Genomic DNA, 17,464 nt, shown 5'->3' with positions numbered 1-17,464 from the left:
CGGGGGCCCTGCGGGGGCCCCGCGGGCGGTCACCGCATCTTCAGGGCGAAGAGAGCGGTGCCCCGCTGCCCGGTGACGAGGAGCCCGCCGTCGGGCAGCGCGAGGGCGGCGTAGGGGGTCAGGCCGGCGTCGCCCGGGGCGTAGTGGGCCTCTTCGCGCACCTGGCCTGCCCCGTCCGTGCGCAACAGGTACAGGAAGTCCCTGCCGCCCTGGGCCCGTCCCCGCCCCACCACCCGCAGGCCGTCGCCCGCGTCCGCCATCACGGCGACGCCCTCGAGCTCCCCGGTGTCCCAGGTCCGCGTCCAGCGGGGTTCCCCCCGGGCATCGGTGCGCGTGAGCCACAGCGCCGGGGCGCGCCGCCCGGAGACGGACGCCCGGCCGGTGAGGGCGAGGTCGCCGTTCGCCAGTACGGTCAGGGCCGCGGCCTTCTGGGTCCCCGGCCCTCCGAAGGACCGCTCCCAGGTCACCCGGCCCTCCCGGTCCAGGCCGACCAGGTAGGCGTCGATGAAGTCCTCGTCGCGACGCTCGGTCCAGCCGGCGGCGACGAACCCGCCCTCGCCGGTGGCCGCGATGGCCTGGAGTCCCGCAGTCCCGGCCCCGGGCAGCGACTCCTCGCGCAGCGGGCGGCCTTCGCCGTCCAGCTTCACGAGATACGCGGCCCCCGCGGGCGCCCGGACACGGGGCACCAGCTCGCCGGCCGGCGAGAGGGCGACGTCGACCCCGCGCTCGGTCGAGCCGACCACTAGGTAACCGTCGTCTGCCGCCGCCAACCCGGCGGCTCGCTCGTAGCGCCCTTCCTGTCCCCGGCGCCGGCGCCAGCGCTCGGTGCCCCCTTCCTCGAGGGCGACCAGGTCCAGGTCGCTGGCGAGCCGGTCGTCCACCTTGGCGTCCCCCGCCAGCAGGTATCCGCCTCCGGGCAGTGCCGCCACCGCCGCGCAGGCGTCCTCCCAGGGCTGCTCCCGGCGTGTCTCCCACGCGGTCTCGCCGGCGGGGCCGAGGGCCAGGGCGTAGACGTCGGTCGCGTTCAGGTCCAGGAACCCGACCTCCCCCGCGACCAGGACCCCGCCGCCGGGGCGGGTCAGGAGGGCCGTGCCCCGCGTGACGGCGGCGTCGGGGACCTCGCGCACGACCTCCCAGGCGATGTCGCCGGGCCCGAGGGCTCGGCCGGGGAGGGCGGGAGTGGGGGTGCGGTGGAGGAGACCTGCATCCCCCGGTGCCCCGGCCGGGGTCGCCGCCCCGGGGGCGGCCTCGCGTTCACCGCTCGCCGCGCCCTGCCCGACGGGGACGGCCGGTGCCGGCTCGGTGCGGGAGAGCCAGGCCCCGATGGCGGCGGCGAGGAGTCCCGGCGCCAGGACCATGAGCGTCAGCCCGAACGCCGGGGTGCCGCGCACCCCCGGCCCCTCGACATCCGGCGGGAGCATGGCCCGTCGCTCGATGGGCTCGTCGAGCTCGCGCACGCCCGCAGCCCGCAGCCCTTCGATCACGCGCTCGAACCCGCGCATCGCCAGGTTGCCCATCGCATCGGTGGCCCACAGGAAAACCCGGCGGCCGTCGCGCAGTTCCAGGGCGAGTCCGCCGGTCTCGGAGCTGCCCAGGATCAGGGCCTGGCCGGCCCCGCGGCCCTTGCCGAAGAGCGCCGCCACCCACAGGGCGCGTACGAGCCAGCGGGGCGCGCGCAGGGTCGCCGGCCGGAAGGACCGGACCTCGGTGAACGGGAGTTCCAGGGCCGGGCCGATGCCGGACACCCGGAGTCCGCCCGGGAGGACCTCGATGGCGTAGGCCGAGTAGCGGGCCCCGAACCAGAGGGCGAGCAGCCCGAGCGCCGCCAGGGGCCAGAGCACCAGGGGGAAGCCCCAGGTATCGCGCAGCGCCTGGACGGACCCGCCGACGATGAAGAACGGCAGGGAGAAGAACATCCCGAACAGGAGGATGCCCACCAGGTCGCCCAGCACGACCCGCCAACGGGAGAAGACGATGGCGCCGGGCGGGCGCCGGGGCCAGGGCAGGAGGACGTAGAGGGCGAGGCCGGCGGCCAGCACCCAGGGCACCCAGGGGCGGAGCCGGAACACCATCTCGGCGGGCGCGTCGTAACCGCTCAGGCCACGGCCGAGCTGGAAGTCGTCGTCGGACAGGGAGCGGGGCCAGGCGGCGAGGAAGCGCGGCGGTGCCTCGCCCGCGAGGGTGAGGAACCTCTCCTCGGAGGGCTTCGTGCGCCCCGAGAGCTCGTCCAGGGGGGACTCGTCCAGGCGGAAGAAGAGACTCACCGGCCCGTGACCGCGCCCGCGTTCGTGCTCCAGCGCCCGGTCCCGCCACTCGGGGGGCACGGTCCCCCGGGCCGAGGCGTCCAGCACGGTGGGGAAGAAGGCACTCCAGGCCGGTCCCGTCACCTCGAGGGTCCGGTTCCGGGTGAGCTCCTGGACGAAGGACTCCGGCGTCAGGGCCCGCATGCGGCGGGATTCCTCCACCAGCGCCCCGGCCGTCCCCCCGTGACGCTCCTGGCGTTTCGCGAAGTCCACCGCCTCCAGCCTCACCAGCGGTGCCAGGTCCGCGAGGAACCAGAGCCAGGCCCCGGTCGCGACCGCCGCAGCGAGCAGCACCCTGCGCCACCACTCCGTCATCTGCCTGCCCTCACCGTCGTGCCCTACCTGCAGGTCGGGGCGACACCGACCGCCCGGTGTCCATGCTAACTCCGCTCGCCCCTGTTGGCGGCAGGGGTGAAGGGCGCCATCATCGCCTCTCTTTGCGGGTGATGCCCTGCACCGGCCTCGGGGTGACTCTGGTGCTCAAGGCGGCGCGGCGTGGGCCGCTGAATCCGGGGCCCAGGGCGTGCGTCGCGCCGGGCCTGCTGAGAAGGGAGACTCCGATGAAAGAAGTCTGCAACCGGTTCACCTTGACGCTCCTCGGCTTGCTTGCCGTGGGGCCAGCGCTCGGGGTGGAGCCCCTGGCCGAGCCCGCCGCGCCGGCGGACCCGGCGGCGGTCCCGCCCGCCGCGGCCGGCCCGGTGGCTGCGCCCGCGACGGCCCCCGCACCGGTGCCCGGAGGCGCGGCACAGGCCGCAGGCGAGGCGCCGGCGCCCCAGGACCCGAACGCGCTGGCGAAGTCGCTCTTCGAGCAGATCCGCCAGGCCGACACCTACGACCTGACCACCATCGAGCGGCTCTACCTCGAGGTCATGGAGAAGTGTCCGGAGACCGAGCAGGCCCAGGAGTCCTACTGGAGGATGTCCAATCTCTACCTGCAGGCCTACGATGCGCCGAAGTACCCGGAGGCGCGGGCACTGCTCGAGCGTTTCCTGGCGCGCTACCCCGATTCCGAGGGGGTGCCCTTGATCAAGCGCCGGCTGGTCTTCATCTACGAGGAGATGAAGGACTGGCCGAAGGCCGTGGAGTTGTATGGCGAGCTCTTCGCCGGACCGGAGGTCGCCCCGGAGGTCCTGGAGGAGTATGGCTTCTCGTACGCCCAGGCCCTGAAGAACGTGGGCCGCACGGCGGACGCGAAGGTCTGGTACAAACGCTTCCTGGACGCGATGAAGGGCCAGGATGACTTCCGGAGTCGGGTGGCGGAGGCGGACCTGAAGGAGCTCGAGGGGGCGCGAGGGGAGGCGCCGCCGGCGGCCGAGGCCGCGGTGGCCCCGACGCCCGAGGCCGTGCCTGCCGCCACTGCGCCCGCCGCAGCGGCCCCGGCCGCAACGACGGCTGCCGCGGCCACGGCCGGCTCCGCTGCCCCCGCCCCCGGGGATGGCGCCAGTCGGGAGCAGGCCACCCGCCTGCAGCGTGACGGGGAAGGGCTGCAAGGCGCGGGTGACTATCCGGGTGCCCTGCAGGCCTACCGTCAGAGCCAGGCCCTGCACCCCGACCCCCAGGTCGCCGCCCGCGTGAAGAAGCTCGAGGCCTATCTCAAGACCCGGGGCATCGACGTGCCCCCCGCGCCGTGACCGGTGCCTGCCGTACCATCCCGAGGGGAATTGCCATGCGCCACCTGAATACCGCTCTCGCGCTCACCCTGGCCCTTGCCGGGACCTGCCCCGCCGCCTGGGCCGCCGGCGCTGCCGACGCCCTCGAAGGCACTGGGGCGCCTGCCGCCGCCGGGGCCCCTCCGGGTGCAGTGGGTCCGGCGGGAGCCGCACTGGCCGGGAAGGCCGCCGCCTCCGGTGCCGATGCCCTCGAAGGTGGGCCGGCGACCGACGAGCCGGCGGTGCGCTGCGAGGGCAAGGGTCCCTGCATCGAGGCGGGGACCCAGCTCCCCCTGCGCGTGCTGCCGCGTCCCCTGTCGAACCTCTACAAGGAGCGCGCGGAGAACCCCGCCGGTATCGCCCAGGCCAACGTGAAGGCCTTCCATCCGCTCTACGTGTACGCCCGCGAGGGGGTGGACGTGAGTGACCCTGCCAACCCGAAGGGCTGGTACCAGGTGGGTGCCTCGAGCACCGGGCCCCAGGGCTGGATGCGGGCCGCCGACGTCCTCGAGTGGCGCCAGGCGCTGCTCGTCTCCTACACGCACCCGGGCGGGGTGCAGGACGGCCGCAAGCCCGTGCTGATGTTCCGCGACCTGCCGTCCTTGAAACGGGTGGTGGGTGCCGGCGACCGCGCCGCCCAGGCGGACGCGCTCTACCAGAAGGTCGCGGCGAAGGACGCGCCAGAGGACCTGGTCAGCGTGGAGCCCCGGCGCTTCGTCGACATCACGCGGAACTTCTACATCCTGCCGATCGTGCGCTTCGACAGCGTGACCCTCGACGGTGACGACGCACGCTACCTGCAGTTGGCGGCAGCGGTGCCGGGCGCGCGCGGCGCCGACACGCTGAAGAACGCGGAGTACGTGGAGCAGGCGGGCACGGCCCGCGACGCCGCGCAGGGCGTCGCCCTGCAGGACCTGAAGCTCGACGTGGTGTTCGTGATGGACACTACGCGCAGCACCCAGCCCTACATCGACTCCACCCGCTCGGCGGTCTCGGCGATGGTCAAGCGGCTCGACAACCCCGAGATCAAGGGCCGGGTCCGCTTCGGGCTCGTGGGTTACCGGGACGCCCAGGCCAAGGTGCCCAACATCGAGTACACCGCCCGCAACTTCACCCCCTCCCTGGTCGACGCCGCGGCGCTCGTGAAGCTCCTGGACAACGAGGTGAAGGCGACCACGGTCGGCAGCCTCGACTACGCCGAGGAGATGTTTGCCGGCGTCGATCAGGCGCTGCGCTCGGCCTGGGAGCCGGGGGCGCTGCGCTTCGTCGTGCTGGTGGGCGACGCGAGCTCGCACCCGAAGGGGCACCCGCAGAACACCACCTCCAAGGACGAGAAGGACCTGCGCCTGGAGGCCGACGACGCCCAGGTGCACCTGCTCGCCATCCACCTGCGCGACGAGCGCGCGGCCGAGGACCACGGGGTGGCCGAGCAGCAGTTCGCCCACCTGTCGCGGATCCGCGGCGGCACCGAGTCCGCGCTGGTCCCGGTGGACGCCTTCCGTCAGGAGGACTTCCAGAAGGCGGTCGAGAGCGTCACGGGGACGCTGCTGGACCGGCTCGCGCGGGCGGTGGCGGCGAAGCCCGGTGAGGAGCTCCTCACGCAGCCCGCCGCAGCGGCCGCAGCCGCCGGGGCCCCCGCAGCCCAGGCCTCCGGGGCGGCCCAGGGAGCTGCCGGCGAGTCCGGCGCCCGGACCGAGCAGCTCTGGGAGGCGGCGCTCGTGGAATACGTGGGCAAGGCCGCCGAGCCGCCGAAGGACGTCATCGCCTGGGCGCTCGACCGCGACCTGGTGAACCCCGCGGACCGCTCGCTCGAGGTGCGCGTCCTGGTCACCCGCCAGCAGCTGAGCAGCCTGGTGCAGGCCCTCGACCACGTGGTCCAGGCCTTCATGCGGGCCGAGGTGACGCAGATGCAGTTCTTCGACGCCCTGCAGGCGGTCTCGGGCCAGACGTTGAAGCGCCCCGAGGACATCGGCCGCTCGGCGAAGCTGGTCGAGTCCGGGCTGCTGCCGGCGTTCATCCAGAGCCTGCCCTACAAGAGCGACGTCCTCTCGCTGGACGACGAGCGCTACGCCAGCATGACCGCGGAGCAGCGCTCGGCGCTCGAGTGGAACCTGCTCGGCAAGCTGCAGCAGTACCGCACCATCAACGAGCAGGTGGACGCCTGGGTGCGGCTCGCCGAGGGCGACCCGGAGAGCGAGAAGGTCTACCCCCTGCACCTCGACTACATGCCCTGAGTCACTCGTGACCGCCGGCGCGGTTCCCTGACCCGGGGAGCCGCGTCGGCGGCAGCACCCGCCACGGGGCCACCATGACCGAACCAAACCGCCGTTCCCGTCGTTCCGCCCTGCTGCGGGTGGCCGCAGCCTTCGCCGCCGCCTGGCTTCTGGGGGCACCCGGTGCGGGGGCCGAAGAGTCCTATCGCGTGGAATCGACGCAGGGACGGGTCGAGCGGGCCACCGGCCCGCAGGGCCTGCTGGGCCTGGCGGGCGAGGGCAAGGTGACGGTGCGGGCCCTGATGGGCTGGGGCCGACTGCCCCGGGACCTGACGGACGCCCTGATGGCCCAACGGGCGAAGGGCGTCGACCTGCTCGGGGCCGACGCCAACGCGTTGGCCGCGCGGGCGCAGGAGGCCCGCAAGGCCGGGGACGCCACGGCGCCGGCCCTGGGACGGCTCGCCGAGCTGCTCCGCCAGCACGAGTACCTGGAGTGGGCACCCCTCGACAGCGGGGCGGCGGTCACCCCCGGCATGCTGCTGCGCACGGCCCCCGGTGCCTCCGCGCGCCTGGTGGACGCGGGCGGGCGGTCCCTGGAAATCGGCGGGAATGCCACCCTGGTGGTGCCGCCCGGGCTGCCCGGGGCTCCAACGCCGCCGCTGGCGGCTGGGCGTGCACCCGCTCCGGCGGCGCCCGCTGCCCGGGAGGCGAGCCCCGAGTGCGCCGCCGCCCTCGCGGCACTGGACGCCCCGGCCGCGCCCGGGCCCGACGCTCCCCGCACGGGCTACCTGGGGGACCTCCAGGTCGACCTCCCGGCGGGCTGGCTGCCGATCCCCGAGTCGGACCGCCAGGTGGTCGCCGGGTACTTTCTCGGGGACATCAAGGCGAAGAACGCCGTGACTCTGGGGCTGTCGGTCGCACCGGTCCCGGAGCCCGAGATGGTGAAACAGATCGGCAAGGACCTGAAGGCCGAGCTGCGGGGACCGACGGCCGTGACGATCGGCGGCAAGGCGGCGAACCGTTACGAGCTGACCACGAGCCAGGGCGGCGAGCCCTACTGGTTGATGTTCCACATGTTCCAGGAGCCGCGCGCGGACGGCACTTACCTCGTGGTCGTCGCCGGCGGCGCCGGGAGCACCGGGCGCGAAGGGGAGCCCGTCGTGCGCAAGATCCTGGAGGGTGCGCGCGCCGGCGAGCCACCCTATCGCCTGGTCCGCCGGGTGGGCGGGCCGGGCGAGGGAGACGGGCAGCTCAAGTACGCCGAGGGCATCGGTGTCGACTCTTCTGGAAATCTCTTCGTCCTCGATGCCCACGCCCATCGGGTGCAGGTCTTCGACGCCGAGGGGCGGTTTGTGCGCAAGTGGGGCGAGCGCGGCCGCGAGCTGCAGCACCTGTCGATGCCCCAGGACCTTGCGGTGGGGCGGGACGGCAGCGTCTGGGTGTTCGACGAGAAACGGGTGAAGCACTACTCGCCGCAGGGGCAGTTCCTCGGCGTGTGGGGCGACGGCCGGCCCCCGGGCGAGCTGAACGAGCTGTTCGACGCGGACAAGCTCCATCTCGCTCCCGACGGGTCGCTGTACGTCGTCGACCGCAAGGGCCTGAGGCGTGTCTCGCCCGAGGGCAGCCGCCTCGCGGCGTGGCCGGCGATCCCGGGGCGGGTCGCGGTGGACCCCCGCGGGTTCATCAGCTGGATCGACCGGGACAAGGGGCGCGTGCATCGGCACGGCCCCGACGGCGGGCCGCTGGGCGACTGGTCCGTCGTGGGTGTGACGGCCGTGCCCCTGTCCGAGAAGACCGTGGACGGCTTCACCCCGGAATCGATCACCGCCGACGGGGACGGCAATCTCTACGTGGGCGACAACGACGGCGTGGTGCGCAAATACGACCCGTCCGGGCGCTTCCTCGTCCAGGTCGGCCCGCTGCTGTTCGGCGGCGAGGACGGGGCGGGCGGTCCGGCGCGCCTTCGGCACGTCACCGACCTGACCGTCGACGCGAGCGGTCAGCTCTACGTTTCTGATCGCTACCAGGACATGGTCTTCGTGCTGGCGCCCTCGGCCGAGCAGCGGCCCCGCTGCGCCACCGGTCCCGCGGCCGGGCAACCCGGCGGGGCCCCGGCCGCCCGCACGCCAGCCGCGACAGCCGCGACAGCCGCGACAGCCGCGACACCCGCGACACCCGCGCCACCCGTCCAGCCGCCGCCAGCCGCCGAGCCGGCGGTGCCGGCGCCTCAACCCGTCGCGGTCGGGCCTGCAGTGGTCGACGGCGCGCCGCCGGACGATGCGCCTCCGAAGGCCCGCGCACCCCTTCGCCTGGAGCCCCTCGCACGTCAGGCGCTCGACACGACGGCAGGGCCGGCGACCGCCCGCCACGGCAACCTCGCCGTCCAGTTCCCTGCCGGTAGCCTGAGCAAGCCCGCGGAGATCGTGATTTCGCGGGTTGCCGACCCGCCCCCGGCACCCTACGGTGCGCTGAAGCCCGTCGCGGCACTCGACGTCGCGGTGACCGGCCAGAGCCGATTTCGCCAGCCGGTGACCCTGGAGCTGAGCTACGCGGACCTTGCGATCCCGGCCGGGGTCCCGGGCGCGAGCGCGCTGCAGGTGGCCTGGTGGAACGAGGACTACGGGCAGTGGGTCGTTCTCCCGGCGCACGTCGACGCCGCCCGGCGCGTGGTGACCGTTCAGACCCGGCACCTCACCGCATTCGGTTGGTTCATGAAGACGCTCGGCTACGGTGTCATCACGCTGGGCGATTTCGAGGTGGCGTACGACCGTGAGCTATTCACGCCACCGAAGGAGAACACGGCGGAGGCCTGGGCAAGCAAGGTCATCTATACGGGCGACGGAAACCTCGCCAGGCTCTTTCCCAGCGGTCTGCCCAGCTACCTCTCGGACCCCAAGCTGCCGGTGTTCCTGCGCGACCTCGGCGCCTACCTGAACCATGCCTATGCCCGCTACCGGGAGTCGGGCTTCAAGATGCCCGCGCCGCCCATCCAGGTGCTGGTGGAGAATACGCTTGGTGAGCAGGACTTCCGTGACAAGGCCTCGGGGCTGATCCACGTGGGGGCGAGCAGCACGGGGCACAGTCTGTTGCGCCGCGTGGCCGCCCACGAGCTCTTCCACGCGGTGCAGAACGAGTACTACTGGGACATCGGAGGAATGACGTTCGCGGACTGGTGGTGCGACGCCACGGCGGACTACGCCAGCGACGTCGTGGTCTGGAAGGAGTCCCGTCCGAGCCGCACCGTGAAACCGAAGTTCTTCAGCGCCGACATCACCGCGACGGCCGACGAGCACGCCTACCAGGCCGCGCACTTCGTCGACTTCCTCTTGGGCCGTTCCGGCGACCCGGGCAAGCAGCTCAAGGCGATGTGGGAGTCCGTGGCGAACGCCGATTGGTGGAACCTCCACGACGTGCTCTATCCCCTGTCCGAGTACCTTCAGGGCGCCCACCGCAAGGGGCTGAACCCGCACTTCCACGAGTTCGTGGCGCACACGCTGTTCCACCCGGACAGCGGTATGCCAGCGAACGACAACGGCTCGGTGCCGGCGGAGGCGATGACGGCCTGGGCGCTCCTGCGCGAGTCCGAGTCTGAGACCGGGAAACTGACGATGAGCCTCAAGGCGGGGCACCGTGCCAAGGCCTGGGGTCTGCAGGTCCAGGTCCCCGCCGGGAAGACCCGGTCCGTGCCGCTGCGCCTTGAAGGTCCGCTTGACGGATACAAACGCGCCAGCGTGCACGTCCTGTCCGGTGATCGCCGCGCGGACAGCGCCCTTGCTCCGGTGGCGACGTTCAGCGACCAGAATCGCATCGTGACCGTCACGGTGCGTCCGAAGGACGGCATCTACGTGCTGGTCGCCAATGCAGACGACGCCAAGGGGGGCGACTACACGCTCACCATCGGTGCGGCGCCCCTCGCGCTGCGCATGCCCATAGTGGTATTCACCCTGGCAGGGGACGAGGTCGCCATTCAGGCCGGCCTTCCGCCCCTGAGGATGCCGAAGCGGCCGGTGTTCGTCTGGGAGTTCAGCGACACGGAGCAGGTGCAGCGTACCGAGGTGCCCCGGGTGACGCGCCGGTACGAGGCGCGCGACAGCGGGCTCGTGCGCGTGCTGCTCTACGACGGCGAGACCCGCGAACTGGTGAGCGTGGGAATGACCACGGTGGTCGTTGCGGTTCCAGGTCCCGAGCCCGGTGCCCGGGACGGTGTCCGCACGCAGATGCAGGAGATGTCCCGCACGCTGGAGTCCCAGATGTCGGCGACTCTCGCCTCGCTTCCCGGTGCGACCCTCGACGAGAAGTACCAGGCGATGGCGCAGCGCCAGGCGGGCCAGCCGGCGCCGACGGAGGAGGAGCGCCTGCGCGCGCTCGAGGTCTTCAGCGCCATGGCGAACGCCCCGGCAGACGCGGCGGCCGTCCTCGCCGGAATGCGCCGCCTCCTGCTTGACCCACCCCAGCGACTGCCCGCCGCCCATGCGCCTTGAGGTGCGCGCCACGCCCGACGCGCAGGCCCGTTCTCCCCTGGTCGAGATGAGGGGGCTCACGCGCGAGCGCGAGCACGGCGGGACGGGCTTCCGGCTGCGCGTTCCCCGGTTCGAGGTGCATCCGGGGGAGTTCGTCGCCCTGGTCGGGGACAGCGGCTCGGGCAAGAGCACGCTGCTCGACATGCTCGCTCTGGTGCTGCGCCCGAGCGCCGCGGAGAGCTTCCGCGTCCGCCTCGGGAACGAGGTCACCGACGTGATGGCGCTCTGGCAGCAGGGGCGCGAGGGCCGCCTCGCCCGGTTGCGCCGGGAGCGGCTCGGCTACGTGCTGCAGACTGGCGGTCTCCTGCCCTTCCTCACGGTGCGGGGCAATCTCGCCCTGCCCCTGAAGATGAACGGCCGCTACCGGGAGGATGCCGCGATCGCCGGCGCGGCGGAGCGCATGGGGATCGGCCGGCTCCTCGACCGGCACCCCCACCGGCTCTCCGGAGGCGAGCGGCAGCGGGTCGCCGTGCTCCGCGCCCTGCTGCACCGCCCCGCCCTGGTGCTGGCGGACGAGCCCACCGCGGCGGTGGACAAGTCCCGGGCCCGCGCGGTGGTGGCGGACTTCCGGTCGGTCGCCCAGGTGCTCGGGACTGCCATCGTGATGGTCACCCACGACCTGGACCTGGTGCGGGACGTCGCCGACCGTACCTACCGGTGCACCCTGGGTGCCATCTCCCCGAGCCTGGTCGAATCGGTGTGCGGGCCCGCATGAGCACGCGCGTCGTCCGGCTGGTCCCGGGGCTCGCGATGGCGGACCTGCGCCACGAGTGGATCCTGACCCTCTGCCTGGTGATCGCCGTGGCGGCGGTGGTGGCCCCGCTGCTCATCCTCCAGGGCCTCAAGCACGGCACGGTGGCCACCCTGCGCGACCGCCTGGTGCAGGACCCGGTGTACCGGGAGGTCCGCCCGACTCAGACCCGCGAGTACGCACCGCAGTGGCTCGAGCGCCTGGGGACGGAGCGGGGGGTCGGCTTCCTGTTGCCGACCATCCTGCCGGCGTCGTCCATCCTCGGCGTCCTGCACCCGCGCACGGGCAAGCTGCAGACCCTGGACCTGATCCCTACGGCACCCGGCGACCCGCTCCTGCTGGAGAACGGGGGGGTCATCCCCGGGGAGGGCGAGGCCGTGCTGACCGCCGCCGCGGCGGCCCAGCTCGGGGCCGGTGCCGGCGATGGGCTCGAGGTCCGGGCGACCCGCACGCGCGGCGGCGTGGCCGAGCAAGGAGCGGCGTCGCTGCGGGTGGCCGCTGTGCTCGACCCCCGCGGCGGGACGCTCCCGCGCGTCTATGCCCCGCTCGGTTTCGTGCTCGACGTGGAGGCCTACAAGGAGGGACAGGCGATTGCGGCCCGCGGCTGGGCCGGCGAGGTGCCGCGCCCGGCACCCACCTACGACGGCGTCCTGGTGCTGCTGGAGGCGGCGCTCGACCCCGTCGCCCGCTCGGGCCTCGTGGTCAACACCGGCCTCGGGTTCGTGGAGGACCTCGACGCCGCGGCCGTGCGTGGGCGTTTCGGCTGGGACCTGCCCGCCGGGTGGCAGGCGTACCGGCTCACGGCCCCCGGGGGCGCGGTCGGCGCGTCCACCCTGGAGGCCCTGCGGCGCAAGCTCCGGGGGCTGGGGGCTATCCTGCTCCCGGAGGTGGAGACCCGCGAGCTCGGACTCCAGGGGCTGCCGGCCCCGGCGGTGGGGCTCTCGCTCACGCCGGAGCAGGCGGGCCGCCTCGGGGTCCCCGCGCCGCCCTGGGGGGGGCTGGAGGCGACCGGCGACGGGGCCCGTCTGCGCCAGGCCTGGCTGCCCCCGGAGAGCGCCGGTGGGGGGGGCGCGGGACTCGAGCTCGCCGCACACGGGGTCGCGGAGCTGCGCTTCCCGGTGCGGGTCGCCGGAACCGGGCCGGCCACCGGCCGGGCCTACCTGCCTGCGGAGCTCCTCGGCGTGCTGCGCACCGGCCTGCAACGGCCCATCGCATTCGACGGCGAGGGCTTCACGGCGGCCCGCGGCGGCTACCGCGGGTTCCGGCTGTACGCCCGGGCCATCGACGACGTCCCCGAGCTGGTGCGGCGGCTGGGGTCGGAAGGGGTGGAGGTCTCCGCCCGGGTTGACGACATCCGCCGGATCCAGGTCCTGGACCGCGGGCTCGCGCGCCTCTTCTGGCTGGTGGCGAGCCTCGGGGTGGCCGGTGGGGCGGCCGTCCTGGTGGCGAGCCTCTACGCCGCGGTGCAGCGCAAGCGCCGCGACCTGGCGATCCTGCGCCTCGTGGGACTGACGCGCCCCGACGTCTTCTTCTTCCCCGTCTACCAGGGCAGCGCGCTCGCCGCCATGGGCCTCGTCCTCGCGCTCGCCGCCTATGGGGTGCTCGCAAGCCTCATCAACCACGCCTTCGCCGCGGACCTGGACCTCGGTCAGCGGATCTGCTCGCTGCCCGCCGGGACCCTGTACGGCGCCGCGGCTGCGGTGCTGGCGGTGGCCGCGGCGAGCTCCGTGCTCGCGGCCTGGGAGGCGACCCGGATCGACCCTGCGGAGGCCATTCGTGAAGAATAGAAACCGGGCCGCCTGGCTGGCCCTTTCCCTTCTCTGTGCACCGGCGCTCGGCGCCCCGGCGGGGGCGCCGGCGGAGACCCCCTGGAACCCGAAGCCGCTCGAGGGCGATCAGGTGTTGCCCATGCCGGGGGGCGCGGAGGCCGTGTTCCGGGCCGTAGCGGTGCCGGGCAAGGGCTTCTGGGCCGACCCGGCCCGCGTGGTGCAGGTGGGCGACGCGGGCGGTGGACCCTTCGAAGGGCTGCAGCGCACCCAGGTGAGTGGCTCGTTCCCGGCCGAGGGGGGTGAGCGCTGGCTCGCCTACCTCGGCAAGTACGAGCTCACCAAGGGACAGTTCGCGGCGGTGATGGGGCTCGACCGTCTGGCGGAGCTCTCGGGCGACCCCGCGGACCGCCAGTTGCCATCCCTCCAGGGCCAGGAGCGGGAGGAGGCCCTGAAGATGCCCCTCGCCTACGTCGGCCACCGGGCCCTGCAGGAGTTCCTGCACCGCTACAACCAGTGGCTCTTCGACCCCGCTCACCCGGAGCGCGTGGCGGGGATCCCGCGGGTGGCGGGTGTCCCGGGGTTCGTGCGCCTGCCCACCGAGGCGGAGTGGGAGTACGCCGCACGGGGCGGGCAGCCGGCCCTTGCCGCCGGCACCTTCGACCAGCGCCTGCCGTTCGCGCCGGGCGAGCTGAACGAGCACGCGTGGACGCTCGGCAATGCCAAGCACAAGGTCCGTCCCGTCGGCCTGCGCAAACCGAACGCCCTCGGCCTGCACGACCTGTACGGCAACGTGCAGGAGGTGGTGAGCGGGGTGTTCCTGCCCGAGATCTGGCAGGGCAAGCCCGGGGGCGTGCCGGTGCGCGGGGCGAGCGTGTCGACCCCGGACCGGGACGTGCGCTCCTCCAACCGCGCGGAGCTCGACGCCTGGGCGTGGAACCCGGACACGAAGGCGATGGAGGAGCGGCGCAGCTTCAACACCGGGACCCGGCTTGCCATCGGGTCCAACGTGGTGGTGAGCTCGGAGGTCCGCCGGTCCCTGGAGCAGGAGTACGCCGACTACAAGAAATCGGTGCGCTCCAGCATGCCGGTGGGCCGCACGCTCGACAACGCCGTCGCCCAGGCGGCGAGCCAGCTCGGCACTGCCGACCCGATCCTGCAGCGGCTTGCCGCCCAGAACCCGCAGCTGGCCGAGCCCCTGGCCCAGCTCCAGCACTACGTGGACAATGCCCGCCAGCAGCTCGAGGTGGCCCAGCGGGAGGGGGCACGCAGCGTCGCCCAGGACGCGGCCCGCAACGGGGTGAACCTGAGCGCGCACCTGACCCGCCTGGCGAAGATGGGCGAGGGCCTGGAGAGCGCCCGCAAGCTCGCCCAGATGTCGACCCGCTACCAGGAGCAGGTGGACGCCATCCAGAAGACCATGCGCGAGCTCAAGGTGTCCGCAGACCAGCAGTTCCAGGCCTACGGGGAGAAGGTCGCGGCCCTTGGCGGTTACGGTGAGGCCTACTACGAGGCGGCCCTCAAGGCCCTTCAGGCCAAACCGCTACTGCCGAGGGAGGCGAAGACGACGGAGCTGCTGGCCGCGCACGTGCGCGATTTCAACGCGCAGCGGCGGGTCGAGCCCGAGCGCTGGCGGGCCGACTTCGAGCAGGCCTTCCAGGGCTTCGCCGATTGATGCGGCGGGAACCCCGTTCCGAACGATGGTCAAAGGCCGAGAGAGCGCGTGCAGCCGCAGCGCGGCTCGAGCAAGCAACAGGAGCGAATCGATGATCAGCCGGAGTGTTTCCGCAGTCCTGGTGGCCGCCCTGCTGAGCGGCTGCGTGGCAACGAACGGGACCGAGCGCCCGGATTCGTCGTCCGGTGACGACCAGACGGCGACGCGGGTCCAGGGCTCGCTCCTCGGCGCGCTGGTGGGCGGCCTCATCGGGGCCGCCGCGGGCGACAAGAAGGGCGCGCTCATCGGCGCGGCGCTGGGTGCCGGGGTCGGCTACCTCGCGGGCAACGAGATCGCGAAGCGCAAGGCCAACTACGCCCGGGAGGAGGACTTCCTGGAGGCGGAGATCGCCCAGGCCGAGGCGCTCAACCAGGAGGCGGTCGCCTACAACGAGAAGCTGCGGGGACAAATCAGCAGCCTCGACACCCAGTCCAAGCAGCTCGCCACGCGCTACCGCTCGGGCCAGGCGACCCGGGACCAGCTGCTGGCCCAGCGCAACACCGTTCAGGCCAAGATGCAGAAGAGCCGCGACCTGGAAGAGGGGCTGCGCAAAGAGCACGAGATCAAGGTGGCCGTCGCCAAGGAGGAGCGGGGACAGCGCGGCGGGGACGACCCGTACGTGAAGTCCCTCGAGAAACAGGTGAAGGAGCTGCAGACGAACATCGACAACCTGCACCGCGGCTCCGCCCAGCTCGCGCGCATCGACGAAAGGCTCTCCGTATGAGCCGGCGGGTCCGCCTGGCGGCCGCCGGGGTGCTCGTCGCCGCCCTGGGCGGTGGCTGTGCCACCGACAACCCGCGGGAGGGCGGGTTCCTCGGCGGCCTGGGGGGGCTCGCGAGCGGGAAGTACGAGGATCGCGTGCGCACCCGCCAGGACAGCCTGGAGAGCCTGAAGGCGGCGCGGACCGACATCGAGAACGAGAAGACGGGACTCGAGACCCGCAAGGGCGAGTCCGAACGCCGCCTGAAGGCCGAGCAGCAGAAGATCTCCCGCCTGCAGACCGAGACCCGCAAGCTCTCCGACAAGGTCAAGACGCTCAAGGCCGATGACGCCGCGGAGCAGACCCAGATCACGGAACTGCAGCGGCAAACGCGGGAGCTGGAGGGCAAGGTGAAGCAGGCGGCCAAGGCGAGCAGCGCCGACGCGCTCGAGGGCGACGGCAGCGGCCCGCAGGACGTTCGCCGCTCCCAGCTCGAGGCCCAGCGCCGGCAGCTGGAGGAGGAGTACCGGCTGCTCACCGACATGTACCTGAAGCTCGGCAGCTGAGGCCTTGCGCGCCTGGGCTGCGGCCTTGCTGCTGGCGCCCGCGGTCGGTCTCGCCGGCGGGCCTCCCCTCGACGAGATCCGCCAGGCCTTCGTGCGCCACGGGCTCCACGCCCCCGATGGGGCGGCCCTCGAGGGCCTGGTGGCCTCCGGCCTCGCCGAGGGGCTGCGGCGCATCGACCCCCACGCGCGCTGGTTCCCTGCAGCGGACTACGCCCGGGAGCAGGCGGATGACGCCGGGGTCGGGGTCGGGGCGGCGCTCGCCCGGTGGGGTGAGCGCCTCGTGCTCGCGCCCTACGGTGAGGGGGCACTCGCTCGGCAGGGGGTGACCGCGCCCGTCGCTCTCGCGTCCATCGACGGCAAACCGGTAGCGGCGCTTTCGCTCCGCGAGGCGGCGGGACGGCTCGCGGGGGCCCCGGGGAGCACCGTGCGCCTCGCCCTGGCCGCGGGCGAAGGGGGGGTGGTGCGCGAGCTGACGGTGCCCCGGGAGCCCTACCGGGCCCTCTCGGTGGAGTCGGCGGAGGAGGTCGGTCACCCCGTCATCCGGGTGCGCGGGTTCGTCACCCGGGAGACCCGGACCCTGCTCGCGCTGGCGGTGCAGGGACTGCCCGGTGGGCGGGGTCCCCTGGTCCTGGACCTGCGCGACTGCCCCGGGGGGGACCTCTTCGAGGCGCTCGACAGCGCGGGACTGTTCCTGCCCGAGGGCACGCCCCTCGGCGAGACCCGGGACCGGGGGGGGCGGCGCCAGGTGTACGCGGCGCCCGGGGGCACCAAGGTCCGGGGTGGGTCCGTCGTGCTCTGGGTCGGACCCGGCACGGCCAGCGCCGGCGAGGTCTTCGCCGGGGTGCTGCGCCATCACGGAGCCGCCCGCCTCGTGGGCGAGCGGACGTTCGGTAAGTGCAGCTCCCAGACCGATCTCCGGCTCTCGGACGGCTCGGTCCTGCGCCTCACCAATCGCGAGGTGGTCCTGCCCGGGGGCGAGAGCTGCAGCGGCGCGGGTCTCGAGCCCGACTCGCCCGTGGGCCGGGAGGGGTTGCTGGACGGGGCGGCACTCCTGCGCCTTTCGGGAAAATGGGGACATTCTGGTTTTTCCACCACCTCTAACGCTCCCCCATGACCCGGGTACCCGGGCCAGGCGAGGGCACGGGGGTGATGGGAAAAATGGGGACATTCTGGTTTTTCCACCACCTCTAACGCTCCCCCATGACCCGGGTACCCGGGCCAGGCGAGGGCACGGGGGTGATGGGAAAAATGGGGACATTCTGGTTTTTCCACCACCTCTAAC

The 17,464-nt window shown here is 73.2% G+C and carries 10 protein-coding genes; 9 read left to right on the top strand and 1 reads right to left on the bottom strand.

Annotated features, from left to right (window positions below):
• Positions 1 to 29: 29 nt before the first annotated feature.
• Positions 30 to 2,618, bottom strand: a complete 2,589-nt coding sequence (locus KA217_03740) for a hypothetical protein (GenBank protein MBP7711563.1) — start codon at positions 2,616 to 2,618, stop codon at positions 30 to 32.
• 245 nt (positions 2,619 to 2,863) lie between these two features.
• Here KA217_03740 and KA217_03735 point away from each other — a divergent pair, with 245 nt between their 5' ends.
• From KA217_03735 to KA217_03695, 9 genes are all read left to right on the top strand, one after another.
• The gene (locus tag KA217_03735; protein ID MBP7711562.1) at positions 2,864 to 3,934 is read left to right on the top strand and encodes a tetratricopeptide repeat protein; all 1,071 of its coding nucleotides are present in this window, start codon (positions 2,864 to 2,866) and stop codon (positions 3,932 to 3,934) included.
• 35 nt (positions 3,935 to 3,969) lie between these two features.
• On the top strand, positions 3,970 to 6,186 hold the full coding sequence (locus KA217_03730; GenBank protein ID MBP7711561.1) for a VWA domain-containing protein: 2,217 nt from the start codon (positions 3,970 to 3,972) through the stop codon (positions 6,184 to 6,186).
• A 74-nt stretch (positions 6,187 to 6,260) separates the two neighbouring features.
• Entirely contained in the window at positions 6,261 to 10,646 is a 4,386-nt protein-coding gene (locus tag KA217_03725) for an NHL repeat-containing protein (protein MBP7711560.1), read from the top strand.
• On the top strand, positions 10,636 to 11,400 hold the full coding sequence (locus KA217_03720) for an ABC transporter ATP-binding protein (protein MBP7711559.1): 765 nt from the start codon (positions 10,636 to 10,638) through the stop codon (positions 11,398 to 11,400). Before KA217_03725 ends, KA217_03720 begins: the two co-directional genes overlap by 11 nt.
• A complete protein-coding gene (locus KA217_03715; protein MBP7711558.1) occupies positions 11,397 to 13,223 on the top strand; it encodes an FtsX-like permease family protein in 1,827 nt (608 codons plus the stop codon). The genes KA217_03720 and KA217_03715 overlap by 4 nt, the downstream gene beginning before the upstream one ends.
• 121 nt (positions 13,224 to 13,344) lie before the next feature.
• On the top strand, positions 13,345 to 14,877 hold the full coding sequence (locus KA217_03710; GenBank protein MBP7711557.1) for an SUMF1/EgtB/PvdO family nonheme iron enzyme: 1,533 nt from the start codon (positions 13,345 to 13,347) through the stop codon (positions 14,875 to 14,877).
• Between the two features lie 91 nt (positions 14,878 to 14,968).
• Complete coding sequence (locus KA217_03705) at positions 14,969 to 15,640, top strand: glycine zipper 2TM domain-containing protein (GenBank protein MBP7711556.1); 672 nt, start codon at positions 14,969 to 14,971, stop codon at positions 15,638 to 15,640.
• Positions 15,637 to 16,182: a hypothetical protein gene (locus tag KA217_03700; GenBank protein MBP7711555.1), complete on the top strand. Its 546-nt coding sequence runs from the start codon at positions 15,637 to 15,639 to the stop codon at positions 16,180 to 16,182. The genes KA217_03705 and KA217_03700 overlap by 4 nt, the downstream gene beginning before the upstream one ends.
• 4 nt (positions 16,183 to 16,186) lie before the next feature.
• Entirely contained in the window at positions 16,187 to 17,296 is a 1,110-nt protein-coding gene (locus KA217_03695) for a carboxyl-terminal protease (GenBank protein MBP7711554.1), read from the top strand.
• Positions 17,297 to 17,464 lie beyond the last annotated feature (168 nt).

The sequence above is a fragment of the Gammaproteobacteria bacterium genome (assembly GCA_017999615.1).
In the GTDB taxonomy this organism is placed as follows: domain Bacteria; phylum Pseudomonadota; class Gammaproteobacteria; order JAABTG01; family JAABTG01; genus JAGNLM01.
The sequence above is the reverse complement of the archived record's forward strand: the minus strand, read 5'-3'. Positions and strand labels throughout refer to the sequence as shown.

Bases quoted from the DNA above. Each gene is read 5' to 3' on its own strand.
- KA217_03740 (MBP7711563.1), bottom strand. From the start codon at position 2,618: ATGACGGAGTGGTGGCGCAGGGTGCTGCTCGCTGCGGCGGTCGCGACC.
- KA217_03735 (MBP7711562.1), top strand. From the start codon at position 2,864: ATGAAAGAAGTCTGCAACCGGTTCACCTTGACGCTCCTCGGCTTGCTT.
- KA217_03730 (MBP7711561.1), top strand. From the start codon at position 3,970: ATGCGCCACCTGAATACCGCTCTCGCGCTCACCCTGGCCCTTGCCGGG.
- KA217_03725 (MBP7711560.1), top strand. From the start codon at position 6,261: ATGACCGAACCAAACCGCCGTTCCCGTCGTTCCGCCCTGCTGCGGGTG.
- KA217_03720 (MBP7711559.1), top strand. From the start codon at position 10,636: ATGCGCCTTGAGGTGCGCGCCACGCCCGACGCGCAGGCCCGTTCTCCC.
- KA217_03715 (MBP7711558.1), top strand. From the start codon at position 11,397: ATGAGCACGCGCGTCGTCCGGCTGGTCCCGGGGCTCGCGATGGCGGAC.
- KA217_03710 (MBP7711557.1), top strand. From the start codon at position 13,345: ATGCCGGGGGGCGCGGAGGCCGTGTTCCGGGCCGTAGCGGTGCCGGGC.
- KA217_03705 (MBP7711556.1), top strand. From the start codon at position 14,969: ATGATCAGCCGGAGTGTTTCCGCAGTCCTGGTGGCCGCCCTGCTGAGC.
- KA217_03700 (MBP7711555.1), top strand. From the start codon at position 15,637: ATGAGCCGGCGGGTCCGCCTGGCGGCCGCCGGGGTGCTCGTCGCCGCC.